The sequence below is a fragment of the Pseudarthrobacter sp. NPDC058196 genome, assembly GCF_042882685.1.
GTDB lineage: Bacteria > Actinomycetota > Actinomycetes > Actinomycetales > Micrococcaceae > Arthrobacter.
The window spans coordinates 24,213-49,093 of record NZ_JBHVVN010000010.1 but is presented as its reverse complement, the minus strand read 5'-3'; the positions used below and the strand labels follow the sequence as shown (position 1 = coordinate 49,093).

Here is a 24,881-nt window from a genome sequence, read left to right as displayed (position 1 = left end):
CCAGCGGCTACAAACCCGGAAGGAACATCAATGACGAGTCCAGCCTTAAGCCGGCGCAGTTTCCAGCTCGGCGCCGCCGCCTTGGCCCTCTCCCTGCTGGCAACGGGCTGCGGCGCCCCCGCCGGCTCGGGGGACAACGGGCAGGTGACCCTGCGGTTCGCGTGGTGGGGCAACGAGTACCTGAACGCCCAGACCCAGAAGGTCATTGCCGCGTTTGAAGCGTCGCACCCGAATATCAAGATCAAGGCGGAGCCGGGCGAATGGGCCAGCTACTGGGACAAGTTGGCAACCAAGACAGCCGCCAATGATGCCCCGGACGTCATCCAGATGGACCAAAAGTACATCGCCGAGTACGGCGGCCGCGGCGCGCTCCTGGACCTGTCCAAGCAAAGCACCATCGACACGTCCAAGCTGGACTCGGAGGCCCTGGCTTCTGGCCAGTACAACGGCGCCCAGTACGGTCTCAGCACCGGCCAGAACGCCTACGTCATCATGGCGAACACCAAGGTGTTCGCGGCGGCGGGCGTTCCGCTGCCTGACGACAAGACGTGGACGTGGACGGACTTCACGGACACCGCGGCGAAGATCAGTGCGGCCAGTGCCGGAAAGAGCTACGGCGCCGCCTACGGCAGCAATGAAGCAGACTTGATCATCTGGCTCCGCCAGCACGGACAGGACCTGTACTCAGGTGACGGCAAGCTCGGTTTTGAGACGGCGACCGCCGCCTCCTTCTGGGAACGGCTCAAGGACCAGCGCGATTCGAAGGCCAGCCCGCCTGCCACCGTCGCCACCGAAGACGCGGGCGCGGGGCTCGAGGAAAGCCTGTTCGGCACCAACCGGGTGGCCATGGCCTGGTGGTGGACCAACCAGCTTGGCTCCTTGGAGTCCACCACGGGAAGCAGCATCAGAATGCTGCGGGCCCCGAGCATCAGCGGCGCCTCAGCCAGCAACGGGATGTACTACAAGCCCACCATGTTCTGGTCCGCGTCGTCACGGTCCAAGCACGCGCAACAGGCAGCTGAATTCATCGACTACCTCACAAACAGTCCGGAGGCCGGCGGCATCCTGATGACGGACCGCGGCGTGCCCACCAACAGCGCGATCGTCGCGGGCATTACTCCGTCGCTCAAGCCGGCTGACACCACGGTGGTGGGCTTCCTCAAGGACATCGCGCCGGACATCAAGGGCGCGCCACCGGTCCCGCCGGTGGGTGCGGGAAGCGTCCAGAACGTCATCAAGCGCTACACGGATGAAGTGTTGTACGACCGCCTGACACCGCAGGCGGCCGCGGACGCTTTCAAGAAGGAAGTGGAAGGGATGCTGGCTTCCGCCCGGAAATAGCCCCGGGGAACACAAAAAATGCGGCCCCCTCCTGAGGAGGGGGCCGCATTTTTAGGTCAGCGGGACAGGTCCCGGCAGTGGGCTTAGAAGCCGCCCATGCCGCCCATGCCGCCCATGTCGTCTCCACCGGCGGGGGCAGAAGCCTTCTCGGGCTTGTCTGCCACCACAGCTTCGGTGGTGAGGAACAAACCGGCGATGGACGCCGCGTTCTGCAGGGCAGAGCGGGTGACCTTGACCGGATCGTTCACGCCGGCTGCCAGCAGGTCGACGTACTCGCCGGTGGCTGCGTTCAGGCCGTGGCCTGCGGGCAGGCCACGGACCTTGTCGACAACCACGCCGGGCTCGAGGCCGGCGTTGAAGGCGATCTGCTTCAGCGGGGCGTCGATGGCAACGCGGACGATGTTGGCGCCGGTTGCTTCGTCGCCGGACAGCTGCAGGTTGGCAAATGCCTTGGCACCGGCCTGGATGAGGGCTACACCGCCACCGGCGACGATGCCTTCTTCAACCGCGGCCTTGGCGTTGCGGACGGCGTCCTCGATGCGGTGCTTGCGTTCCTTGAGCTCAACCTCGGTGGCGGCACCGGCCTTGATGACTGCAACGCCGCCGGCGAGCTTGGCCAGGCGTTCCTGCAGCTTCTCGCGGTCGTAGTCGGAGTCCGAGTTCTCGATCTCGGCGCGGATCTGGGATACGCGGCCGGCGATCTGGTCGGCGTCGCCGGCACCTTCGACGATGGTGGTCTCGTCCTTGGTGACGACAACCTTGCGCGCCTGGCCCAGCAGTTCGAGGCCTGCGGTCTCGAGCTTGAGGCCGACTTCCTCGGAGATGACCTGGCCGCCGGTGAGGACGGCGATGTCGGCCAGCTGTGCCTTGCGGCGGTCACCGAAGCCCGGAGCCTTGACGGCGACGGACTTGAAGGTGCCACGGATCTTGTTGACGATCAGGGTGGCCAGGGCCTCGCCCTCGATGTCTTCGGCGATGATCAGCAGCGGCTTGTTGGACTGCATGACCTTTTCGAGGACAGCAACCAGTTCCTTGACGTTGGAGATCTTGGAGTTGACGATCAGGATGTACGGATCCTCAAGGACCGTTTCCTGGCGCTCGGCGTCGGTGACGAAGTAGGCGGAGATGTAGCCCTTGTCGAAGCGCATGCCTTCGGTGAGTTCAAGCTCCAGGCCGAAGGTGTTGGACTCCTCGACCGTGATGACGCCTTCCTTGCCGACCTTGTCCAGGGCTTCGGCGATGAGGGCACCAATTTCGTCGTCACCGGCGGAGATGGAGGCGGTGGCCGCGATCTCTTCCTTGGTTTCGATCTCCTTGGCGGAGGCCAGGAGTTCGCGGGTGACAGCTTCAACGGCCTTCTCGATGCCGCGCTTGAGGGACAGCGGGTCGGCGCCTGCGGCAACGTTGCGCAGGCCTTCCTTGACGAGTGCCTGGGCCAGCACGGTTGCCGTGGTGGTACCGTCGCCGGCGACGTCGTCCGTCTTCTTGGCAACTTCCTTGACCAGCTCTGCGCCGATCTTCTCGTAGGGATCGTCCAGCTCGATCTCCTTGGCGATGGAAACACCATCGTTGGTGATCGTGGGGGCGCCCCACTTCTTTTCGAGGACGACGTTGCGTCCACGCGGGCCGAGGGTGACCTTAACGGCGTCGGCGAGGGTGTTCAGGCCACGCTCAAGGCCGCGGCGTGCCTCTTCATCAAATGCAATGATCTTGGCCATAACGGCAATAGTCCTTTCGGGACAGTCGTTAAGAATGAACCTTCGCTGCAGTGCCCGCGACGGACGATCCTTCGACAGGGGCCTCTGTATGCCACCGGCTGGGGATCTCACTGAAGTGAGGCGTTTCTTTCGCTCTTCGACCGGTGCCTTGCGCGGCCGGCCGGAACCGGGCGTTGCTTAGCAGTCGGTACGTCAGAGTGCTAACTCCATAATTAGCACTCCCCCGGTGAGAGTGCAAGCGAAATGACCCCGGACGGGCAGCTGGCGGCGGTCGGTTCGCCGAGGGCGATCAGCCCGGATGTCCGGCTGTCTCCCGCCCGCTCGGAGCGGGAATGTTGTCCGGCCCGTAAGTAAAGACGGAGAAGGACGCCATGGTGATATCCCCGTTCGCATCAAAGGCAATGGGGCCCGACTCGCCGTCGTAATTGATCTCCGGTCCGGCAGCCAGGCCGCCCAGGCACGCCTTGTAAGTCACGCACGGCGCAGCGGCCGTTCCGGCGCCTGGTGCCGCTGTCCCGCCCGATACCGGGATCAGGTTGGCGGCGATCGAGCGGCCGGCGTCGTCCTGCGCCCGTGCCGCTGCCAGCGCTGCCAGGGTCACGGCGTCGTAGGTTTCGGCAGCGTAGGAGACGTCCTTCAGGGTCGGGTCCACCGCTAAGAGTTTTGCCTGGAAGGCGGCGGAAGGCAGCTGGCCCGGGACCACCGCGCGGGCACCATCGAGGACCTTGGGACCGAGACCGGAGCCGTAGCGGGCGAAAGCGCCGTCGCTCATGATGATGCGTGAACCGCCAAGGCCGGCACCGTTCAGCGCGGACAGTGCGCCTTGGGCGCCCTCACGGGCTATCAGGACGACGGCGTCCGGCTTGGTTTTGGCGATGGAGCCTGCCGCCGTGGCGGCGTCCCCGGTTGTGAAGCCGGCACCTGGAAGGACGGTAAGCCCGGACTGCTTTGCCGCTTCCGTGACGGCCGCCTGCAGGTCCTTGCCGTAGGAACCTGCCTGGTACAGCACGCTGATGCTGGCTGCGCCGCCGTCCTTGGCGAGTTTGGCCAACACCGGGCCTTGCGCGACGTCGGCCGCCGCAGTGCGGAAGTAGTAGCCGCCGCTGGCCATTCCGGTCAGGCCGGCGGCGGTGTTGGCCGGCGAGATGAGCGGTATGTGCGCGCGGGACAGGACGTCGACGGCTGCCTCCGCGTGGCTGGAGTCGGTGGGTCCGATGACCACGTCCGCCTTGGCGGCCAGCAGGGATTTCGCCTGCCCGGCGGTGTCCTGGTCCGGATGTGCGGGCAGCAGTTCGACGGGGCGTCCCTTGTGTCCCCCCGCGGCGTTGATGTCCTGGACGGCAAGCTTGGCGGCCGCGAGCTGTGGCTGGTTCAGGAAAGCGTTGTCGCCGGTGTTGTCCAGGACCAGGCCCACCCGGAGGACGCCGTCGCCGGATGCCTCGGCGGACTCCACCCTGGCATTTCCGCCTGTCCCGGAGCACGCTGTGGTGCCGAGAACGGCTGCCAGGGAAACGGCCAAGGCAGTGCAAAGCGCAGGACGGTGCATCGGCTTCACTCGGCGGGCCGGACGTTTTCCGCCTGCGGGCCTTTGTCGCCCTCGCCGACCTCCAGCTGCACCCGTTGGCCTTCCTCGAGGGCCCGGTAGCCTTCGCCCCGGATCGCAGACCAATGGACAAAGATGTCATCACTGGAGCCGTCAACAGTGATGAAGCCGTAGCCTTTTTCAGCGTTGAACCATTTGACGGTTCCCAGTGCCATGGTGACCAACTCTTTTCCGTTGCGGCCGGATGGGCCGGCGCTGTTGCGTGCAGCCCCGCGGGCCGTGGCCTGGAATCACTCTAGCCAACAGCCGCTGCGGGTCGCGGGCAGCGGCAGGCCCGGAGCCGGGAACGTTATGCAGGCGTAACTGAGGCCGCCCGGCTACCGGTAACCAGGGCCCAAGACCACCACGAGCGGCACCTGGAACTCGGTGCTGCTGACGACGGTGGGGATGTTCAACAGCGCCCCGAGCTCCTGGGCGCTGGCCAGTTGCTGGGGACCGGAGTAGTAGATCACGGAGGATTTCTGCGGCGCACCGGACCAGTTGCCCACCTGTCCGAGCCGCCAACCATCAGCCTGGACTGTTCCGCCAATGCGGCTGGCCAGTCCTGCGGTACCGGCCGCGTTGTAGATAGCGACTGCCTGCGTCCGGTCGACGGCGGCCTGCTGGGTGGCCGAAGGCGTCGGCTCCGGGCTGGTGCTGGACGGCCCGGCGGTGGCCGAAGGTTCGGCCGCGGCTGGGGGCGTGGTTGCCTGAGTGGAGGAAGCGGTGGAACCCGTCCCGGCCAACGCAGTGGATTCCACGCTGGCCGATGCCTCGGTTGCCGTGGCGTTGAAGCCGAGCTTGGGGAGGATCAGGAAGGACACCAGGCCGATGGCCAGCGCCGCCACGCCCACTGCGAGGATGGGCCACAGGCGCACCCGGGATGGGGCCGAGGCCGTCCGGTGGACACCTTGTCGCGACGCGGCCTCGGGGACCTTGTCGAATTCATCGCGGGCGTATTTGGTCATGATGGAAGGACATCCTTGTTGATTGCTGCCAGGGTCCCGGCCTGGGGTGTGTTAAGCGTCGGATCCCAGGCGGCGGGCGGTGCGTGCACGGTGGCGCGACGTACGTAGTCTACGCAATCTCTTGACCAGCATGGGATCGTGGGCCAGGGCATCCTCGCGGTCGATCAATGCGTTGAGGAGCTGGTAGTAGTGGGTCGCCGAGAGGTCGAACAGCTCCCGGATGGCCTGTTCCTTGGCGCCGGCGTACTTCCACCACTGCCGTTCCAGCGCCAGCATCTGCTGTTCGCGCTCGGTGAGGGAGGAATCACGGAGCAGAAAATCCGCCAGCAGGGACTTCCGTGGCTCCTGCTCCGGCAGGTGTTCCCGGGCCGGTTCCGCCACGGCACACTCCTTCGCTGGTTACGGTATATGTCTCACCCCCATGCTACCGGGCGAATAACAGCAGTGTCATTCGGGCTGGCCTTCGAGACGCTTTGCCGGCCCGCAGGCGCCTCCTGCAAGAATGGAACGATGTTTGAATCGGATGCGCTGTTCGACCTGCAGCAGGACCCGGTGGACGCCACCCGCTTCAGCGATCTCGCCAAGCTGCCCCTGGCAGAGCTCATGGCGCCGGACTGGGCGGCGGCACTGCAGGGTGTGGAAGGAAAGCTGCGGTCAGTGCTGGCCTTCCTTGCCGGCGAAGAGGCGGCCGGGCACCAAATCCTGCCGCCGCCGTCGAACGTCCTGCGCGCGTTCCGCCAGCCGCTCGCCGGCGTGAAAGTCCTCATCGTGGGGCAGGACCCCTACCCCACGCCGGGGCACGCCGTCGGGCTCTCCTTTTCCGTGGACGCGCGAACGCGGCCGCTCCCCCGCAGCCTGGTGAACATCTACCGGGAACTCGAATCGGACCTGGGCATTCCGCCGCGCGTCCACGGCGACCTGTCCGCCTGGGCGGAACAGGGAGTCCTGCTCCTGAACCGGGTGCTCACCGTCAGGGCCGGGTCCGCGGGCTCCCACCGGGGCAAGGGCTGGGAGGACATTACGACGACGGCGGTCAGCGCAGTGGCCGGACGCCGCGCCGCGGACGGGTCCAGGGCGCCCCTGGTGGCCGTCTTGTGGGGCAAGGAAGCAGAGGGGGTCAGTCCCCTGCTGGCCGGTGCGCCCATCGTCGCCAGCGCGCACCCCAGCCCGTTGTCCGCCTCACGCGGCTTCTTTGGTTCCCGGCCGTTCAGCCGTGCGAACGAGCTGCTGCGGGAACAAGGTGCGCCGGACGTAACCTGGGAGCTTCCGCCGGTGCCCCTGGCTTAGGCTTGCCTGATGAGCACTGTCCCCGCCGCCACCAGCGCTACGAAGAACAACCGCCCCCAGGTCAACCTGACGGTACTGCGCAAGGAGCAGTTGTCCCCGCACATGGTCCGGATCATCGCAGGTGGGGACGGCTTCAAGGACTTCGTCAACAACGCATTCGTGGACCGCTACGTGAAGATCGTTTTCCCGCAGCCCGGCGTGGACTACCCCTCCCCCTTGGATCTGTGGACGGTCCGGGAGACCATGCCCCGCGAGCAGTGGCCGTTTACCCGCACCTACACGCTGCGCTGGGTGGATCACGGGGCCAGGGAGCTCGCCATCGACTTCGTGGTCCATGGCGACGAAGGCCTGGCCGGTCCGTGGGCGGCCAACGCCCAGCCCGGGGAGGCCCTCACGTTCACCGGTCCCGGCGGTGCGTACAACCCCAATCCCGAGGCTGACTGGTATCTGTTCGCCGGCGATGAGGCCGCGCTGCCGGCCATTGCCGCGTCCATCGAGGTGCTGCCTGCCGCCGCGGTGGGGCTGGCCTTCCTGGAAGTCGGGTCGGAGGCCGATATCCAGCCTCTGGACGCTCCGGCCGGGCTCGAGGTCCGCTGGCTGGTCCGCGGCGACGTCCCTGCAGGCTCCAGCACTTTGCTGGTGGATGCCGTGGCCGGGGCGGAGTGGCCTGCCGGCACGGTGGATGTCTTTGCACATGGCGAGCGGGGCTATATGAAGTCCCTGCGCGAGGTCTTCTTCAAACAGCGCGGCCTGGAACGACGCCAGGTGTCATTGTCCGGGTACTGGGCGCAGGGCCGTGTGGAAGACGTGTTCCAAGCCGAGAAGAAATTGCCGGTGGGCCAAATCTAGCGCCGCCGGGCGCGGCGTCGCTCGTTGCTCGCCAGGCTGCGGGTCAGCGGCCTGGCCAGCACGTCGCCGAGGACGATTCCGCCGGCTGTTCCCAGCACGATGGCTCCGGCGCTGAGCATGCCGCCCGCGCCGTTCAGGATTTCCGATTCCTCGACCGTGAGCACATACATGGACCGGAAGATGGTGAGCCCTGGCAGCAGGATCAGCGCCGCGGGCACAGCCACCACAAGCTGCGGCGCGCCCATCCGCAGTGCCACCACCCGAGCCAGGAGGCCGATGACAACGGCCGCCAGCGCCGGAGCGAACCGGTCTCCGATCCCCAGCAGTCCGCCGCCCAACAGGACCAGGTAGCCCGCCACGCCCACTCCCGCCGTCGGCAGCAGGAGCTGCCAGGTGGTCTGCTCGGTGATGCCGATGGCCATCACCGCGGCCGCGACGAACAGGATAAGGACCCACAGATCGTAGGCGGGCGGGAAGGTCTGCGTGACATCGATCCGCTGCAACCCCGTCAGCTCCCCCACCACGAAGGCGACGGCAATGCCGGCCACGATCGCCCCGAAGGTCAGCAGGGTGGACAGGAACCGGCCCGCGGCGGTGACCGGGAAGCCGTTGATGGCGTCCTGCACGGAAGAGACCAGCCGGCCGGTCGGCAGCAGCAACAGGATGCCGCCCACCACCACGATCGACGGCGACGCGGTTAGCCCGAACTGCCAGAGCAACAAAGCAAGGATGGTGACGACGAACGAGCAGCTGGCCGTGGTGAAGAAGTCCGGGACCCGCCAACGCCCCAGTTGCCGGGCCAGCAGGCTGATCCCGATGTTGGCCACGAACGCGATCGCCGAGGACACCACACCGCCGCCCAGCACCCCCACGAACACAGCGGCGAAGACACCGAATGCAGCGGTGACCATCCAGCGCGGATATGGTTTGGGACTGGTGATGGCCTCGTTGAGCCGGCGGATGGCTTCCTCACGGCCCACGCCGCCGGCCACGATGTCCGTGACCAGCTGGTGGACCTTGGCCAGGCCCGCGTAGTTGTTGGTCCAGGACCGCACCACGCGCAGCAGGGCGATCGGCGTCTGGTCCTTGGGGGCGTAATTGATGCCCACGGACTGGTTGGTGATGTCCACCTCGATGTTCTTCAGGCCCAGGGCGGCAGTGACGGCGATGATGCTGGTCTCCACCTCCAGGGCGCCAGCCCCGTAGCGGAACATGGTCTCTGCCAGGTGGAGCGCGAAGTCCAGGGTCTTGCGCGCCGATGTGTCCACGCCGCCCACCTGGATGGTGGGGTTGGCGTAGGGGCTGCCGGCCAGGCGGTCCACGATGCTCAACGGAGCGGTGGGCGGGTTCTCGCCCTGCACCAGGCGGCGCAGCATCCTCCGGGCGGCTGCGTCCTGCCGCAGCTGTGCAGGAGTCAACGGCTCAGTCCTGGGCAGGCCGTCAGTCTTCGGCCTGGACCCTGGCCGTTCGTGGCGGTCAGTCATGCCCGGTTCCTCCCTGTGCGCGGTGTGTGGACGGTCAGGCTGCGCGCTTCAGCGGCAGCTTGCCAAGCAGGGTGCGGGCCGCGGCGGCGGCAGACCTGGCCAGCCGGTTGGCGTGGAAGACCGCAGGCCGTACCGGCATGGTGAAGTCACCTACCAGCTGGACCACCTCCCCGCCGAACCCCTTCTTGAATTCGTAGCCGCCGTGCCCCTCCTCATCCTGGCCGGAGATGCCGAACGTGCCATAGAAGTTGTACCGCGGGTACTCCTTCTCCAGCGCGTGCAGCATCATGCCCCAGTACAGTGAGGTGGCGCCGTTGAAGTAGATGTAGTCCTGGACGGTTCCGCCAATGACGCAGACCACCTCGTCGCCGTAGCAGACGAAGTGGATGGCTGCCACGGTGGCGGTCCCCACGGAATCAGGGAACCTCTCGATGTCCTTGAGGCTCCGCTCGTAGCTGTCCACCAGGTCCTGGACCACTTTGAGCCGGTTGGCCTTTTTCTTGCTGCCGGTTTCTTCCACTTCACGCCGGAGCTCCGCGGCGGTGGCCGACTCCGCTGCCAGGCGTTCGGTGATGGATTTCCGGTAGGCGGGGATGTCGATCTTGGCCATCATGAGCTTGGTGAATTCCGCCGAGGTGGTCCGGAGCAGGTGTTCATAGTAGGCGCGCTCACGGTAGGTGAATCCCTTTTCGTCCCCGGCCCGGCTCAAGGCCCCGTAGAAGTCGTCAAGGGTTTCCAGCGTGGCCTGCTCCAGGAAGACGCCGTTCTTTTCGGCCTTGCGGATGGCCTTCCGGGTCCGGTAGCTGGTGCCCATGATGAGTTCTTCGGCGTCCTGGATTCCCACGAGGCTCTTGATGAACATCCAGTTCACGTTGACGAAGTTCATGTCCAGGCCCTGGTGCCGGAACCCGAGCCGTTCCAGGTCTGCCACGAGCGGGCGGTTGTCCTCGACGTCAGGGTGCTCGGCGCCGTCGGCGTCCCGTGCGATGTACCTGATGTTCGGCGAGATCCGCAGTTCAGCGGCTTTGCGGCCCGCGGCGTGCTTGCGGAGAAGTTCGACGACGCCGCTCACCAGGTTGCGGTCCGCGTAGTCCATGAGGGGTCCCTTGGCGCATTCGCAGATGGTATAGCCGAGCCTGGTCGTGGAGTAGTTAAGTTTTCCGGCGGCGACGAGCTCGCCGCTGCGCCGAACGCCGAAGAATTCCACCTGCTGGCCCCGGGCGCGCTGGAAACGGGCAAAATCGAGGGACTGCAGGAAGCTGTTTTGCGGGTGCTTTACGGCGAAGGCCTCAAACTCGGCGTCGCTGAGGACGGCGTATTCAAGTCCGGTAGCGGCGGAAACAGGATTCAAGGGGTGACCTTCTTCTGGACTCTTCGCGGCCTGGTGGGCACGCGCTGGGCGGACGGTGTTCGGGGCGGGCTGCACGGGGCGTATGGTCCGGCCGTGGGCTGCGGTGGACTGCATCCCACGGGATGCCGGTCAGTAGAACTGCTGGCCGGTCCGGGCGGTTTCAATCCGGCGGAGCACCTTTTCGCCGCCGCTGGTCCAGAGCTTGTGGCGCAGCGGGGACAGGACGTAGTCGTAGCAGCCCACAAAGTCGGTGACGGTCTTGGTGAAGCTGGTCTTGAACATGCCCATCCCGTAGAGGTTGTGGGTTTTGTCCTTGATCCGGGCCGCCGGCGGGGTGCCGCAGAAGTCGTATTCGGTGCAGCCGAGTTCCTGCATGCGGCGGATGGCTTCCCACTGCACCAGGTGTGAGTCCCCGTACTGTTTGCGGTTTTGGGTGGACCCGCCGTCCTTGTAGGTTGCCTTGGCTCCGTAGTTGATCACGAAGGCTCCGACGCTGGGCTTGCCATCCTCGTAGACGAAGAAGAAGTTGCCCTGGCCACGGTTGCAGAATTCGTCCCAGAACTTGGCGTAGTAGTCGTAGCTGCGCAGGGGCATGGAGCCTTTGGCGTTGACGGTGTCGGCCATCAGGTCGTAGAGCGCACGGTAGGTTGCCGGGCCTTGTTCCTGCCGTACCACCTGGCAGCCCTCGCGTTCGGCGCGCCGGATGGCGTTGCGGGCGCGCGAGGAGATCGCTTTGAACACTTCCTCGGTGCTGCCCGAGATATCCAGCAGGGCCGTGGAGTCGTTGGACTGGATGTTAGGGGCTTTGCGGAGGCCCGCTGCCTGGATGTCCTGCTGTGCCTCGGCGGTGTCGATGATGTCCGGTTCCACCTTGATGGTGAAGACGTTCAGTTTCTGGCTGCGGACAAAGGCCGCGCAGGCTTCCAGGGCGGCCTTCAGGTCCGCGGCGGCGGCAACGTCGGGGCCCTTGATGAGGTACCAGAGCCGGCCCAGGACGGGAAATGACTTTTCAAGGACCAGGTTGTAGCTGGAATTTCCAGGGGCTTCCAGGACAAGGAAGCGGACTTTCCAGCCGGTTCCGTTCTTGACCGATGCGTAGGCGGCGGACTGCAGCATGTTGCCGCCGTTGGGGTTGGCCGTGACGTGCTTGTCCCAGTTCTCAATTTCCTCGGCTGTGGCAAAACGTGCGGTGAATTCTCGCAAGGGGGCCGTGTCCAATCGGGTTTGTGCGCGGTTTCGGTGGGTCTGGATGCGTGCGGACATGCAGCATCAAGTCTAAAGCCTCAGCCACCGGAGCCATCTCCCGGCGATGCCTGGCATGGCGCCGGTGGTTCGCGGGGCGGCGTCTTGACGGGGCTGCCCGGGGTCGGCAAGGGTTGGAGGATGACGCCGGACCCGGACCAGAGCACCACTTCCGCGGATCGCGGCCGGCCTTACGGCGCCGGGACCCAAATCGCCGGTCTTGCCGCCTTCCTGGTGGCGTCCTTGATGGTGGCGGCGCTGGGCGGACTGGCCTCGGCCAGCAACGTCAACGGCTGGTATGCCACAGCGGACAAGGCTCCATGGTCCCCGCCCAACGGCGTATTTGGCCCGGTCTGGGGAATCCTTTACGCGGCGATGGCTGGTGCGGGCTGGCTGGTGTGGCGCAAACGGACGGAACGGACTCGGACCGCCCTCACCATCTACGGGATCCAATTGATCCTCAACCTTGCCTGGACCCCTGCGTTCTTTGCCCTCTACCCTGCCCTTGGGACCGCTGCACTGTGGCTTGGGATGGCCATCATCCTCGCCCTGATTGCCGCCGTTGCGGTCACGGTCCTCTACTTTGGTCCCATCAGCCGGACCGCCGGGTTACTGCTGCTGCCGTATATCTCCTGGCTGGTGTTTGCGGCTTCCTTGAACTGGTGGGCAGCTGCCCACAACTAGGGAGTGTGCGCCGGTTTCCGGGAACTGGCGTGGGTGGTCAGCATTCCACGACGTTGACGGCGAGGCCGCCCATGGCTGTTTCCTTGTATTTGTGGGACATGTCTTTGCCGGTTTCGCGCATGGTGATGATGACTTCGTCGAGGGACACGCGGTGGGTCCCGTCGCCCCAGAGCGCCATTTTCGCGGCGTTGATCGCCTTCGCGGCCGCGATCGCGTTTCGCTCGATGCAGGGGACCTGGACCAGCCCGCCAATCGGGTCGCAGGTCAGGCCCAGGTTGTGTTCCATCGCGATTTCCGCGGCGTTCTCCACCTGCGCCGGGGTGCCGCCCATGACCTCTGCCAGGCCTGCGGCGGCCATCGAGGACGCGGACCCCACCTCGCCCTGGCAGCCGACCTCGGCCCCGGAGATCGAGGCTTGTTCCTTGTAGAGCACCCCCACAGCGGCCGCGGCGAGCAGGAATTTGACGACGACGTCGTCGCGGTCAGTGCCGGTGGCTTTGTCCATGCCCGGGGCGAAGTGCAGGGCGTAGAACAGCACCGCGGGGATGATCCCGGCCGCCCCGTTCGTCGGGGCGGTGACCACCCGGCCACCGGACGCGTTCTCCTCGTTCACCGCCAACGCCACCAAGTTAACCCACTCCTGCCAATACCGGGGATCGAACGGGCCGGCATCCCACGCGGCGTCCTGGTCCGTGTCCTGCCCGTCGGCGCATTCCTTCTTCAACCGCTCAAACCAGTCAGGAGCGCGGCGGCGGACCTTCAGGCCGCCCGGCAACACCCCCTCACGCCTCAACGAGGCTGCCACGCAGGCTTCCATCACCGACCAGATGTGCAGCAACCCGGCACGGATCTCGTCCTCGCCGCGGGAGGCCTTTTCGTTCACCAGCATCACATCGGCGATCCCCAACCCTGTCACCGCGCAATGTCCCAACAGTTCCGCGGCTGTCCGGAACGGCAGCGGCAACTCCTCTTTGGACGCCTCCAGTTCCTGCTGCGCAGCGTCCTCCTCACCCTCCCGGACGATGAACCCGCCTCCGACGGAGAAGAACGTCGCTGAATGCACCACGGCCCCGGCAGCATCGGTGACGGTGAACGTCATCCCGTTTGTGTGCCGCGGCAGGACCGTCAACGGCCGCAGCACCATGTCCTTAACCCCATAGGGCAGCGGGACGGCGCCGGCGAGGTTCAAGGTCCCGGTCTCCGCGATCGAAGCCAGCCGCTCCTCCACCTCCGCGGGGAGGATCAACTCCGGATGAAACCCCTCCAAGCCCAACAGGATCGCGGTCATCGTCCCGTGCCCATGCCCCGTGGCCGCCAACGAGCCATACAAGTCCACCCGCAACGACGCCACTTGAGCCAGCACACCCGAGGCCTTGAGTTCCGCGGCAAAAACGGCAGCAGCCCGCATCGGCCCCACAGTATGAGACGACGAAGGCCCAATCCCGATCGAAAACAGATCAAAAACGCCAACAGCCATGCGATTGGTTCCTAACTAAAACGGGTGGTGGGGCGGGGTTTCGAAAAGCAAAACCACCGGCTGTCCGGCGCTATTTTTGGCGCTTGTAGAACGGGAGGTCGACGACTTCGAACGGCGCGGCCTTGCCGCGCAGGTCCACGTCCAGGGCGGTGCCGGGTGCGGAGTGTTCGACGTCGACGTAGGCCATGGCGATCGGGTAGCCGAGGGTGGGTGAGGGCTGGCCGGAGGTGACTTCGCCCACCGTGGCGCCGTCTTTCAGGACCGCGTAGTGCGCGCGGCCGGCGCGGCGTCCCTGGCCCTTGAGCCCCACGAGGCGGCGGCCGGAGGTGCTGCCTGCACCGGCTTCCTTCCTGGCTGCCAGCGCGGCCTTGCCGACGAAGTCTCCTTCTTTGGACAGCGCGACGACGGCACCGAGGCCGGCTGCGAACGGGTCGCCTTCCAGCGAAAGTTCGTTACCGTAGAGCGGCATCCCCGCTTCGAGGCGCAGCGAGTCGCGGGAGGCGAGCCCTGAGGGGGTGAGCTGGCCCTCGTCGGCAATGGCGATCAGCGCCTGCCAAAGGCCGGCGGCGTCCCCGTTGTCCACGAAGATCTCAAAACCGTCTTCGCCGGTGTACCCGGTGCGGGCCAGCAGCAGGTCAAGGCCCGCACCGCCCACCAGGAAGGGAACCTCGACGGCGGCGTAGTACTTCAGCTCTGTCACCAGTGCATGCTGTGCTGCCGGGACCAGTCGCAGCAGAATCGACTCGGCTTTGGGGCCTTGGACTGCGATCAGTGATGTGCGGGCCGAAGCGTCCTCAACCTCCACGTCGAACCGGGCGGCACGGTCCTGCAATGCTGCCGCGACGGTGGCTGCATTTCCTGCGTTGGGGACCACCAGGAAGACGTCGGTACCGTCCTGCGCCGCGGGACGGCGGTAGGTGATGAGGTCATCGATGATGCCGCCGTCTTCGTTGCAGATCAACGAGTATTTGGCCTTGCCCACGGCCATGGCGGAGATCTTGCCCACCAGGGCGTAGTCCAGGAACGCGGCGGCCTCGGGGCCGGTGACCCAGACCTCACCCATGTGGGAGAGGTCGAACAGGCCGGCAGTGTTGCGGACGGCGTGGTGTTCGGCCAGTTCGGAGCTGTACTTAAGCGGCATCTGCCAGCCGCCAAAGTCCGTGAAGGAGGCGCCCAATTTTTTGTGCTCGTCGTAGAGCGCGGTGTACTTCTCAGTCATTGAAAGTCCTCTGGGAGCGGTAGTTGAGCTGGTCGAAACGCGGGCCGGCCAGCTCAACCCCCGGGGCGGGTTTAGTTCTCGAATTCGGAAAGCGGCGGGCAGGAGCAGATGAGGTTTCGGTCGCCGGCTGCGCCGTCGATCCGGCCGACGGGCGGGAAGTACTTGTCCTGCTTGTGGTGGGCCGGGAACGCTGCCTGCTCGCGCGGGTAGGCGCGGTCCCAGTCGGAGCTCACGACGGCGGCGGCCGTGTGGGGTGCGTGCCGCAGGGGCGAGTCGGCCACGGCAAAGTCGCCGTTCGCTACCTGGTCGATTTCCTTGCGGATGGTGATCATCGCCTCGATGAAGCGGTCGATCTCGGCCAGGTCCTCGGACTCGGTGGGTTCCACCATCAGCGTGCCCGCGACGGGGAAGGACAGGGTGGGGGCGTGGAAACCGAAATCGATCAGCCGCTTGGCCACGTCCTCGGCCGTGACCCCCGTCTTCGCTGTGAGGTCGCGCAGGTCCAGGATGCACTCGTGCGCCACCAGGCCGCCCTCACCGGTGTAGAGAACGGGGAAGTACTCGTTCAGGCGGGACGCGACGTAGTTCGCGGCCAGCAGCGCGGACTTGGTGGCCTCGGTCAGGCCCTCACCGCCCATCAGCTTCACGTACGCCCAGGAAATCGGCAGCACACCGGCCGAACCGAACCGGGAGGCGCTGATGGCGACGCCGTGGCCTTCCTCGTGGGCGGCCTTGTTCGCATCGCCTGGCATGAACGGGGCCAGGTGCGCCTTCGCGGCAACCGGCCCGACGCCGGGTCCCCCGCCGCCGTGCGGGATGCAGAAGGTCTTGTGCAGGTTAAGGTGCGAGACGTCCCCGCCGAACCGGCCCGGCTGGGCCAGCCCGACCAGTGCGTTCAGGTTCGCCCCGTCGATGTACACCTGGCCGCCGGCGGCGTGGATCGCGTCGCAGACTTCCCGGACGTCTCCGTCGTAGACCCCGTGGGTGGAGGGGTAGGTGATCATGATGCAGGACAGGACGTCCCTGTTCGCTTCGATCTTCGCCGTGAGGTCCTCATGGTCGATGGTGCCATCGGCTGCGGTGGCGACGACCACGACCTTCATCCCGGCGAGGACGGCGGAGGCGGCGTTGGTGCCATGGGCCGAGGCCGGGATCAGGCAGACGGTGCGCTGCTGCTCACCGCGGGAGTGGTGGTAGCCCCGGATCGCGAGGAGCCCGGCGAGCTCGCCCTGGGAGCCGGCGTTGGGCTGGATGGACACCTGGTCGTACCCGGTGATCTCGGCAAGGTCGGCTTCCAGGCCGGAAATCAGTTCGCGCCAGCCCTCGGTCTGGGAGTCCGGGGCGAACGGGTGGATCGAGGCGAACTCCGGCCAGGAAATGGCTTCCATCTCCGCCGTGGCGTTCAGCTTCATGGTGCACGAACCCAACGGGATCATCGTCCGGTCCAGCGCCAGGTCACGGTCCGAGAGCTTCCGGATGTAGCGCAGCAGCTGGGTTTCGGACCGGTGTGTATTGAACACCGGATGCTGCAGGTAGACCGAGGTACGCTCGACGCCGGCTTCCAGCGCAAAGCCAGCGTGATCGGTAACCGTGGCGCCGAAGACGTCGGCAACCTGGGCGACGATGGCCGGCGTCGTGGTTTCGTCCAGGGAGATGCCCACCGTGTCGGCATCGATGCGCCGGAGGTTGATGCCGCGGGCCTCGGCATCGGAGATCACTGCTGACGCGCGGCCGGCAACGCGGACCGTCAGGGTGTCGAAGAAGCTCTGGTGCACCACCTCGACTCCGGCGGCCGCCAGCGCGGCCGCCAGGCTGCGGGCGTGGCCGTGGGCCGTTTCGGCGATTGCCTTCAGCCCGTCCGGGCCGTGGTAGACGGCGTAGAAGGAGGACACGATGGCCAGCAGCGCCTGGGCCGTGCAGATGTTGGACGTGGCCTTCTCACGGCGGATGTGCTGCTCGCGGGTCTGCAAAGCCAGACGGTAAGCCGGAACGCCGGCGTCATCCTTGGATACGCCTACCAGGCGGCCGGGCAGCGACCGCTCCAGGCCCTTGCGGACGGCCATGTAGGCGGCGTGCGGCCCCCCGAAGAACAGCGGCACGCCGAAACGCTGGGTGGAGCCGACGGCGATGTCCGCGCCCTGCTCGCCCGGAGGAGTGATCAGGGTGAGCGCCAGCAGGTCCGCGGCGACGGTCACGAGGGCCCCGCGCTCTTTGGCGGCGGCAATCACACCGGCCTGGTCCCACACCCGGCCCGAAGCGCCGGGCTGCTGCAGCACAATGCCGTTGATGTCGCCCTCGGGCAGGCCCTTGGACAGATCGGCCACCTCAACCTCGAAACCGAGCGCCTCCGCGCGGCCCATGACAATGGCGATGGTCTGCGGCAGCACATCGATATCCAGGACCGTCCGGCCGTCCTTGGCATCCTTGGCCTTGTTCGACCGCCGCATCAGCAACACAGCCTCGGCCACGGCGGTGGCTTCATCCAGCAGGGAGGCGTTGGCGATGGGCAGTCCCACCAGGTCCTGGACCATCGTCTGGAAGTTCAGCAGCGCCTCCAGCCGGCCCTGGGAAATCTCCGGCTGGTACGGGGTGTAGGCGGTGTACCAGGCCGGGGATTCAAGGATGTTGCGGCGGATCACCGGCGGCGTCACGGTGTCGTAGTAGCCCTGCCCGATCAGCTGCACGGCAGTCTTGTTTTTCGCGGCAAGCTTGCGCAGCTCGGCCAGGACCTCAACCTCGCTGAGGGCGTCCTGCAGGCGGAGGGCGGTTTCCTGGCGGATGACCTTGGGGACGGCGGTGTCAACCAGGGAGTCGACAGTGTCGTAGCCAACGGCTTTGAGCATGGTGTCGACGTCGGCCTGGCGGCGCGCGCCGATATGGCGGTCTACGAAGGTGGTGGAGGCTGGGCTAACCGGCACGAAGGAACTCCATTTACTCAGGCGGCGAAGGGTACGCCACAGCGATTCGGGTTCCTCCCCGCTCTGTATTGGACCTGAGAGTTTCCGCGGTGCCTGCTTGGCAGGACCCGCTTGCACCGTCGGTGAGCACAACGGCCCAGCGCCCCCGATGGGGGGAAAGGGAACCGCCTGCTGCTTTCCAGAGGCGCCTCGCCGCGGCGGTACGGGGGCCTGCGAGATTCCTGGGGAGGATTTGCTCCTACGGCGCCTGCCTGTACACCGGCAGAACTCTCCCGCCGCAGATCAAAGGCTATTCACTTGTTAAACCAGCCATGTGCTGGATCATGCGGGCCGGTGACAGCCCTCACAACATTCAATTGTCCTACGCCGCAACCCTTCCCGGCAAATGGCGAAGCCTACCTGCGGAGCCGCTCCAGGGCTGCCAGGAGTTCCGCCACGTCAGCGGCCGCTCCCCCTTGCGGCGCGGGTCCCACGGACAGCATGGCATTGAAATACAGCCCGTCCCCCATGTACAGGACCGCCTTGGCCAGGCCCGGTCCCACATCGGCCGCGATCTCGTCCAGCCACCGCTGCTGGATGGCTGCGAAACGGCGCCGCGTTTCCTGGTGTGCCACCTCCGCCAGCCTGGTGGCGGCGACGATGGCCCGGTCCAGCGGAGTGTCCGCCCAGACGGAGGAGCGGATGAAGTAGGCGGCCGCCCCCTCGCCCGCCGCAGCCATGGCATCGGCGTCCTCTTTGGCCAGTCCGTCCAGGCGGTCCAGCAGCACTTCGATAAGCGCTTCCTTGTTGGGGAAGTGGTAAAGCAGGCCGCCCTTGGATACCCCGGCCTTCTTGGCCACCGCGTCCAGGGTGGCCGCCCGCTCCCCCACGTCGATCAAGAGGGTTTCGAAGGCGTCAAGGACCGCGTCACGGGCTACAGGCTTTCGGGGCATGCTTCCCATCATGCCCTCCGCGGGCTGAGAAACGGGAAATGTCAAGGTTTCAAACTGTACCGTCTGGACGGTATAGTTATTTCATGACGACTCCCCTCTCGACCCTGGCGCCCGCACGCACCGGCGGAGCCGCCGCACGCTCCCCGCGGCGCGACTGGCTCGCGTTGGGGCTGCTGATGTTCCCTGTGCTGCTCGTCGCCGTGGACAACACCGCCCTGACATTCGCCCTGCCAGCCATCACCCGCGCCCTGGAACCCTCCGGCGTACACCTGTTGTGGATTATTGACGCCTATCCGCTGGTACTGGCCGGGCTCCTGGTATCGATGGGAAGCCTTGGCGACAGGATCGGACGCCGCAGGCTTCTGGTCATCGGCAGCACGGGCTTTGCCGGCTTGTCCGCCGCGACGGCTTTTGCGCCCACCGCGGAATGGCTGATCGCCGGACGGGCCGCACTGGGGTTCTTCGGGGCGATGCTGATGCCATCCACGTTGTCGCTGATCCGCAACATCTTCCCGGAGCCCAACCGCCGGCGGTTGGCCATCGCCATCTGGGCGGCAAGCTTTTCGGGCGGGGCCGCCTTGGGGCCGATCTTCGGCGGCTGGCTGGTGGAACATTTTTGGTGGGGCGCCGTCTTCCTGGTGGCGGTCCCGCTCATGCTTCCCCTGCTGGCGCTGGGGCGGACCTTGATCCCGGAATCCAAGGACCCGTCGCCGGGCAGGGTGGATGTCCCCAGCATCCTGCTTTCCATGCTGGTGATGGTTCCCATGGTCTACGGCATCAAGGATGTTGCCACCGAAGGTCCGGGCCCGGCGGGCTTTGGCAGCATGGCGTTCGGCCTGGTGATGGGCGTGGTGTTCGTGCGGCGGCAGCACCGCCTGGAACACCCCCTGCTGGATATGTCGCTGTTCCGGAACCGGGTCTTCAGCATGGCTATCAGCGCCAACATCCTGGCCCTGTTTTCCTTCAACGGCTTCATCCTGTTCCTTGCCCAACACCTCCAGCTCCTTGAGGGCCTGAGCCCGTCAGCGGCGGGCGTGGCGATGATTCCGGCGCTGGCGGCCACGGTGGTTTCCGGCCTGGTGGTGGTGCCGCTGGTCCGCAAGGTCCGGCCGGGGTACGTGGTGGGTGCCGGCCTGGCTTTCAGTGCCACAGGCTACAGCCTGGTGACGTTCGGAAACCACGACGGTGGACCGGCGCTGCTGCTGGCGGCGCTCCTGATCCTGGCGCTGGGCGTGGGGACGGCGGAAACCATTTCGAATGACCTCATCCTGGGCTCCGCCCCGCCGGAAAAGTCAGGCGCCGCCGCGGCCATCTCCGAAACAGGCTACGAGGTGGGCTCACTGCTGGGAACGGCAGTCCTCGGCTCGATCCTGACGGCCTCCTACCAGCACAACCTGCGCCTCCCCGCAGGATTGGATGGCATACTCCCGGGCACCTCGCTGCACAATGCCGGGGAAACGCTGGCCGGCGCCATGGAGGCGGCCGCCGGCCTGCCCGGCCCGCTGGCGGACGCCGTCCGGGGAGCCGCCGCCGCCGCGTTCGATTCCGGCGTGCACATCACGTCCGCGATTGGGCTGGTACTGATGGCGACGGCGGCAGTCCTTGCCGCCGTCGTGCTGCGCAAAGTACCCAGGGCCACCTGACCGCACGGGACCAAAAGGGCGCCCGGCGCCGGATCAATTCCGGTGCCGGGCGCCCAAGAGCGTCCAACGGCGGGACGCTTGGCTTACTTGGAGTCCGCGGTGGTGACCCTGGCCGTCGGCTTCATGTTTTCAGCCTGCACCATCCAGGCGAACTGCTCCAGCCGCGCGATGAACTCATGCAGCAGGTCCGCGGAGGTGGGGTCTTCCTCGTCCACTTCGTCATGGACCTTGCGCATGGTGCCCACGGCGGCCTCGAGGGCGGCCACGATCCGGTCAATGGCATCCTTGGTGCTGATCAGCCCCTCGGGGAACTGGGCCAGGCTGGTGGATCCGGCAACGGTGGAGCTGCGGCCGTCCGGGAGGGCATGCAGGGCGCGCATGCGTTCTGCAGTGTCGTCGGCGAACTGCCGGGCGGCGTCGACGATCTCGTCGAGCTGCAGGTGCAGGTCACGGAAGTTGGTGCCCACGATGTTCCAGTGCGCCTGCTTGCCCTGGATGTGGAGTTCGATCAGGTCGGCCAGGACAGCCTGCAGGTTATTGGTCAGTGTCGGTGAAGCTTTCATGCGTCCTCCTCGATTGGTCCAGTAGGGCCGACGCTACCAGCCGTGGACTCCCCCGCAGCCGGCGATCCGGAAATTTCTCAGTGAGCTTACTAATTGCGGAAATCGGTCATAAACGAATGTGATTCATATTTCATCTTGCATCGGAGGGTCCGCGCCCCCATACTAAATGAACGCCATTCATATAGTGACCTCCGTCTCACAGCCTTCCAGAAAGTGGTGCCATGACAGAGACAATCCGCACCAGTACCTCCATATCCGGCCCCCACGCCCACGCACCGTCCACGGACGGCGTCAGCGCCAAGGGACTCAAGGGCGGTCAGCTCGGCCTGCTGGCCGTCGTCGTCCTGGGCATCTCAACCATTGCCCCCGCCTACACGCTTACCAGCGCACTCGGACCCACCGTCAACGAAGCCGGGCTCCAACTGCCAGTCATCTTCCTGATCGGTTTCATCCCCATGATCCTGGTCTCGCTCGCCTACCGGGAACTCAACGCCGATTCCCCGGACAGCGGCACCACCTTTACCTGGGTCACCAAGGCGTTCGGCCCCTGGATCGGCTGGATGGGCGGCTGGGGCCTGCTGGCCGCCAACATCATCGTGCTGTCCAACCTGGCCGGCGTCGCCGTCGACTTCTTCTACCTCTTCCTGTCCCAGGTCACAGGCTCCCCCGAGCTGGCAGACCTGGCGGACAACAAGGCGCTCAACGTCATCACGTGCTTCGTGTTCGTGGCACTGGCCGTCTGGGTCAGCTACCGCGGCATGCACACCACCAAGATGGTGCAGTACAGCCTGGTGGGATTCCAGCTGCTGGTGCTGGGCCTGTTCGTCGCCATGGCATTCGCCAACTGGTCCACCTCCGAAACCGCCATCCCGTTCAGCTGGGACTGGTTCGACGTCACCAGGATCGAGACCTTCGGCCAGGTTGCCGCCGGCATCTCCCTGTCGATCTTCGTGTACTGGGGCTGGGACGTCTGCCTGACGGTCAATGAGGAAACCGCCAACGGCAAGAAGACCGCAGGGGTGGCAGGCACCCTCACCGCGGTCATCGTCCTGGCCATCTACCTCCTGGTCAGCATCGCCACCATGATGTTCGCCGGGGTGGGAGATACCGGCAACGGATTGAACAACGCCGAGAACCACGAGAACATCTTCACGGCGCTGGCCTCCCCTATCATGGGCCCGTTCGCCATCCTGATGTCCCTGGCGGTGCTCTCCAGCTCGGCCGCATCCCTGCAGTCCACGTTCATGTCACCATCGCGCAGCCTGCTGGCCATGGCCCACTACGGCGCGCTGCCGGAACCGTTCAGCCGGATCAGCAGGAAGTTTGCGACGCCGGGCTTCGCCACGATCGCTGCCGGCGTCGTCTCCGCCGGGTTCTACGCGGTGATGCATGTGGTCAGTGACAATGTCCTGAACGACACCATCCTGGCGCTGGGCCTGATGATCTGTTTCTACTATGGCCTCACTGCGGTGGCCTGCACCTGGTACTTCCGGCACAGCCTGTTCAACAGCGTTCGCCACTTCTTCTTCCGCCTGGTGTGCCCGGTGGTGGGCGGCGTGGGCTTGTTCGTAGTGTTCGCCCAGACCGCCGTGGACAGTCTCTCCCCGGAGTTCGGCAGCGGTTCGGAGATCTTCGGCGTGGGCCTGGTGTTCATCCTGGGCGTCGGCATCCTGGCCCTGGGCGCCGTCGTCATGCTTGTCATGTCCCGCACCCACCCCGGCTTCTTCCGCGGCGAAACCCTCAAGCAGGACACCCCCGCCCTGGTGGTCCCGGAATAGGAAACCCATACAAAGGTGCCGTGCCCTCAACCGGGGCCCGGCACCTTTGTGCTGTCACCAGCAGTGCGCCACATCGATCAGACAAAGCAGCGCCGGCCACCTCAGGGGAGGTGGCCGGCGCTGTGAAGAACGGGTGGGGCTCAGCCCTCGCAGTCGCGGCAGTACTTCAGGCCGTCCTTTTCGCGGGCCACCTGAGACCGGTGGCGGACCAGGAAGCAGGACGAGCAGGTGAACTCGTCGGACTGCTCGGGAACCACAATGACGGTGAGTTCCTCGTTGGACAGATCGGCGCCGGGGAGGTCGATGCCTTCAGCGGTGTCATTCTCGTCAACATCGATGACGGCGGTCTGCGCGTTGCCGCTCCGGGACGCCTGGAGGGCCTCCAGGGAGTCAGCGGGAGACTCCTCTTCCTGCTTGCGTGGAGCATCGTAATCGGTAGCCATTAGCGTGTTCACTTTCGTTGCTGCACAGCGCCATTTCAGGCACCTCAGTGAAGCAGTTTAGGGCATCATCCCGGCCCCGGCGCAATAGTGTGGCCAAGCAGACATTCAGTTGCGGCCGGACACCTTTCCCACGTGTTCGGAGCGGGCGTGGTCGGCCCCGGCGGAGACCCCGCTCAAGGCCGGAAGCCAACCCCACCGGGTGGCATCGGCCATAGCGCCGGCGGCCTCGAATTCGGATTCACAGGTAAAGGTATCAACGGCCCAGTCGCGGAGCCGGATAAGCAAGGTAGCCGTCATGCCTGTAACCTACGCAGCAATTGTTGTGGCCACGTTTCGCGGCGGTCTCCCCCGGATTAATTCCGGCGCCTGCCTGCTTCCTCAGGCGGGCGGCGGGGCCGTGCTGCTGCGCAGGATGAGCTCGGGCTCCACCACCAGCGTCCGGGGCCCTTCCGCACCGCCGAGCACCGCGAGCATCATGTCCATGCAGCGCCTGCCCAGTTCCTCAAAATCCTGCCGGACCACTGTCAGCGGGGGGCTGAAGTACGCGGATTCGGGCTGGTCGTCGAAGCCCACCAGGGAAACGTCCTTCGGCACGTCCAGGCCCGCTTCGTTCAAGGCTCGCAGGATCCCCAACGCCATCTGGTCGTTGCCCACGAAGAGGGCAGTGGCGCGCCGGTCAGCCGCCAGCCGCCGGCCAATGTCGTAGCCGCTTCCGGCGCTCCAGTCTCCCTCCACCAGGAGATCCGCCTCGAGCCCGGCGGCCTCCAGGGCGGACCGCCAGCCGTCGGACCGCGCCACGGCGTCAATCCAGTCCTGCGGCCCGGCGACATGCCCGATCCGGCGGTGGCCCTGCGCAATGAGGTGCCGGACGGCCAGTTCGGCTCCCTTGCGCTGGTCCACCCGGACACCGCCAACAGCGTCATTCCCGTCGGAGCCAACGGCCACCACCGGCACCCCGATCGGGAGTTCCGCCAGTGCCGCCAACGTAGCCAAATGCGGAACAATCACCACGATTCCGTCCACCGCCTGGTCCAGGAAGTGCCTGACGGCGTCCAGGATCGTCTCCCTGGTGACCTCCCGCAGCGCAGCGACGCTGACGAAGTATCCTGCGTCCCGCGCGGCCCGTTCGACTCCCAGCAAGGTGTTGGCAGGGCCGTACTGCGACAACTCGCTGCCAAGGACACCGATGGTTTGCGAGCGCCGGGTGACCAGGCTGCGGGCGGCAGTATTGCGGCGGTAGCCGAGTTCGGCAATCGCCGCTTCCACCTTTTGCCGGGTCTCCTTGCTGACGTTGGGGTGGTTGTTGACCACCCGCGAGACGGTTTGGTGCGAAACCCCGGCCAGCCCCGCCACGTCCTCAAGCCTTGGCAGCCGCCGGGGCCGGGAGCTGGGCTGCGCCACC

22 protein-coding genes and 1 riboswitch are annotated in these 24,881 nt (G+C 66.2%); of the genes, 6 read left to right on the top strand and 16 right to left on the bottom strand.

Features of this window, described 5'->3' with window-relative positions:
* The first annotated feature begins 30 nt into the window (after nucleotides 1–30).
* A complete protein-coding gene (locus tag ACFVVC_RS15215; RefSeq protein ID WP_387454871.1) occupies nucleotides 31–1,341 on the top strand; it encodes an ABC transporter substrate-binding protein in 1,311 nt (436 codons plus the stop codon).
* Between the two features lie 83 nt (nucleotides 1,342–1,424).
* On the opposite strand, the gene groL is transcribed toward ACFVVC_RS15215, so the two are convergent.
* From groL to ACFVVC_RS15190, 5 genes are all read right to left on the bottom strand, one after another.
* Nucleotides 1,425–3,059 (bottom strand): chaperonin GroEL, encoded by a 1,635-nt coding sequence (gene groL / locus ACFVVC_RS15210; RefSeq protein ID WP_018762136.1) that lies wholly within the window; start codon nucleotides 3,057–3,059, stop codon nucleotides 1,425–1,427.
* A 289-nt stretch (nucleotides 3,060–3,348) separates the two neighbouring features.
* On the bottom strand, nucleotides 3,349–4,605 hold the full coding sequence (locus ACFVVC_RS15205) for an ABC transporter substrate-binding protein (RefSeq protein ID WP_387454868.1): 1,257 nt from the start codon (nucleotides 4,603–4,605) through the stop codon (nucleotides 3,349–3,351).
* A gap of 5 nt (nucleotides 4,606–4,610) precedes the next feature.
* Nucleotides 4,611–4,817, bottom strand: coding sequence for a cold-shock protein (locus tag ACFVVC_RS15200; RefSeq protein ID WP_123059240.1), 207 nt, complete (start codon nucleotides 4,815–4,817; stop codon nucleotides 4,611–4,613).
* A 162-nt stretch (nucleotides 4,818–4,979) separates the two neighbouring features.
* A complete protein-coding gene (locus ACFVVC_RS15195; protein ID WP_387454865.1) occupies nucleotides 4,980–5,609 on the bottom strand; it encodes a LytR C-terminal domain-containing protein in 630 nt (209 codons plus the stop codon).
* A 51-nt stretch (nucleotides 5,610–5,660) separates the two neighbouring features.
* Nucleotides 5,661–5,990: a DUF3263 domain-containing protein gene (locus ACFVVC_RS15190; protein WP_387454861.1), complete on the bottom strand. Its 330-nt coding sequence runs from the start codon at nucleotides 5,988–5,990 to the stop codon at nucleotides 5,661–5,663.
* Nucleotides 5,991–6,119: 129 nt separating this feature from the next.
* Between ACFVVC_RS15190 and ACFVVC_RS15185 the strand changes: the two genes are divergently transcribed.
* Nucleotides 6,120–6,896, top strand: coding sequence for a uracil-DNA glycosylase (locus tag ACFVVC_RS15185; protein ID WP_387454858.1), 777 nt, complete (start codon nucleotides 6,120–6,122; stop codon nucleotides 6,894–6,896).
* Between the two features lie 9 nt (nucleotides 6,897–6,905).
* Nucleotides 6,906–7,745 carry a siderophore-interacting protein gene (locus ACFVVC_RS15180; RefSeq protein ID WP_387454855.1) on the top strand — a complete coding sequence of 280 codons (840 nt, stop codon included), beginning with the start codon at nucleotides 6,906–6,908 and terminating at the stop codon, nucleotides 7,743–7,745.
* Here ACFVVC_RS15180 and ACFVVC_RS15175 read toward each other — a convergent pair.
* From ACFVVC_RS15175 to ACFVVC_RS15165, 3 genes are all read right to left on the bottom strand, one after another.
* Nucleotides 7,742–9,229, bottom strand: a complete 1,488-nt coding sequence (locus ACFVVC_RS15175) for a threonine/serine exporter ThrE family protein (protein ID WP_387454853.1) — start codon at nucleotides 9,227–9,229, stop codon at nucleotides 7,742–7,744. The genes ACFVVC_RS15180 and ACFVVC_RS15175 overlap by 4 nt on opposite strands.
* 34 nt (nucleotides 9,230–9,263) lie before the next feature.
* The gene (locus tag ACFVVC_RS15170) at nucleotides 9,264–10,580 is read right to left on the bottom strand and encodes a peptidoglycan bridge formation glycyltransferase FemA/FemB family protein (protein WP_387454850.1); all 1,317 of its coding nucleotides are present in this window, start codon (nucleotides 10,578–10,580) and stop codon (nucleotides 9,264–9,266) included.
* A 129-nt stretch (nucleotides 10,581–10,709) separates the two neighbouring features.
* Nucleotides 10,710–11,843, bottom strand: a complete 1,134-nt coding sequence (locus tag ACFVVC_RS15165; protein WP_387454847.1) for a lipid II:glycine glycyltransferase FemX — start codon at nucleotides 11,841–11,843, stop codon at nucleotides 10,710–10,712.
* Nucleotides 11,844–11,963: 120 nt separating this feature from the next.
* Between ACFVVC_RS15165 and ACFVVC_RS15160 the strand changes: the two genes are divergently transcribed.
* Nucleotides 11,964–12,506 (top strand): TspO/MBR family protein, encoded by a 543-nt coding sequence (locus ACFVVC_RS15160; protein ID WP_387454844.1) that lies wholly within the window; start codon nucleotides 11,964–11,966, stop codon nucleotides 12,504–12,506.
* Nucleotides 12,507–12,543: 37 nt separating this feature from the next.
* Here ACFVVC_RS15160 and ACFVVC_RS15155 read toward each other — a convergent pair whose 3' ends face one another.
* The 4 genes from ACFVVC_RS15155 to ACFVVC_RS15140 form a co-directional block, all read right to left on the bottom strand.
* On the bottom strand, nucleotides 12,544–13,983 hold the full coding sequence (locus tag ACFVVC_RS15155; protein ID WP_387454841.1) for an L-serine ammonia-lyase: 1,440 nt from the start codon (nucleotides 13,981–13,983) through the stop codon (nucleotides 12,544–12,546).
* 70 nt (nucleotides 13,984–14,053) lie between these two features.
* The gene (gcvT, locus tag ACFVVC_RS15150; protein ID WP_387454838.1) at nucleotides 14,054–15,202 is read right to left on the bottom strand and encodes a glycine cleavage system aminomethyltransferase GcvT; all 1,149 of its coding nucleotides are present in this window, start codon (nucleotides 15,200–15,202) and stop codon (nucleotides 14,054–14,056) included.
* Between the two features lie 71 nt (nucleotides 15,203–15,273).
* The gene (gene gcvP, locus ACFVVC_RS15145; RefSeq protein WP_387454835.1) at nucleotides 15,274–18,120 is read right to left on the bottom strand and encodes an aminomethyl-transferring glycine dehydrogenase; all 2,847 of its coding nucleotides are present in this window, start codon (nucleotides 18,118–18,120) and stop codon (nucleotides 15,274–15,276) included.
* Between the two features lie 188 nt (nucleotides 18,121–18,308).
* A riboswitch (glycine riboswitch) is annotated at nucleotides 18,309–18,405 on the bottom strand.
* 110 nt (nucleotides 18,406–18,515) lie between these two features.
* Complete coding sequence (locus tag ACFVVC_RS15140) at nucleotides 18,516–19,052, bottom strand: TetR/AcrR family transcriptional regulator (RefSeq protein ID WP_387454832.1); 537 nt, start codon at nucleotides 19,050–19,052, stop codon at nucleotides 18,516–18,518.
* 83 nt (nucleotides 19,053–19,135) lie between these two features.
* Here ACFVVC_RS15140 and ACFVVC_RS15135 point away from each other — a divergent pair, with 83 nt between their 5' ends.
* Nucleotides 19,136–20,695 (top strand): MFS transporter, encoded by a 1,560-nt coding sequence (locus tag ACFVVC_RS15135; RefSeq protein ID WP_387454829.1) that lies wholly within the window; start codon nucleotides 19,136–19,138, stop codon nucleotides 20,693–20,695.
* Nucleotides 20,696–20,778: 83 nt separating this feature from the next.
* Here ACFVVC_RS15135 and ACFVVC_RS15130 read toward each other — a convergent pair whose 3' ends face one another.
* Nucleotides 20,779–21,258: a Dps family protein gene (locus ACFVVC_RS15130; protein ID WP_387454826.1), complete on the bottom strand. Its 480-nt coding sequence runs from the start codon at nucleotides 21,256–21,258 to the stop codon at nucleotides 20,779–20,781.
* Between the two features lie 221 nt (nucleotides 21,259–21,479).
* Between ACFVVC_RS15130 and ACFVVC_RS15125 the strand changes: the two genes are divergently transcribed.
* Nucleotides 21,480–23,036 (top strand): APC family permease, encoded by a 1,557-nt coding sequence (locus tag ACFVVC_RS15125; protein ID WP_387454823.1) that lies wholly within the window; start codon nucleotides 21,480–21,482, stop codon nucleotides 23,034–23,036.
* A 140-nt stretch (nucleotides 23,037–23,176) separates the two neighbouring features.
* Here ACFVVC_RS15125 and ACFVVC_RS15120 read toward each other — a convergent pair whose 3' ends face one another.
* The 3 genes from ACFVVC_RS15120 to ACFVVC_RS15110 all read right to left on the bottom strand — a co-directional run bounded on the left by ACFVVC_RS15120 (nucleotide 23,177) and on the right by ACFVVC_RS15110 (nucleotide 24,880).
* Nucleotides 23,177–23,479 carry a DUF4193 domain-containing protein gene (locus ACFVVC_RS15120; protein ID WP_018762118.1) on the bottom strand — a complete coding sequence of 101 codons (303 nt, stop codon included), beginning with the start codon at nucleotides 23,477–23,479 and terminating at the stop codon, nucleotides 23,177–23,179.
* Nucleotides 23,480–23,584: 105 nt separating this feature from the next.
* The gene (locus tag ACFVVC_RS15115) at nucleotides 23,585–23,776 is read right to left on the bottom strand and encodes a hypothetical protein (RefSeq protein ID WP_387454820.1); all 192 of its coding nucleotides are present in this window, start codon (nucleotides 23,774–23,776) and stop codon (nucleotides 23,585–23,587) included.
* 81 nt (nucleotides 23,777–23,857) lie between these two features.
* A complete protein-coding gene (locus ACFVVC_RS15110; protein WP_387454817.1) occupies nucleotides 23,858–24,880 on the bottom strand; it encodes a LacI family DNA-binding transcriptional regulator in 1,023 nt (340 codons plus the stop codon).
* Between the last annotated feature and the right edge of the window lies 1 nt (nucleotide 24,881).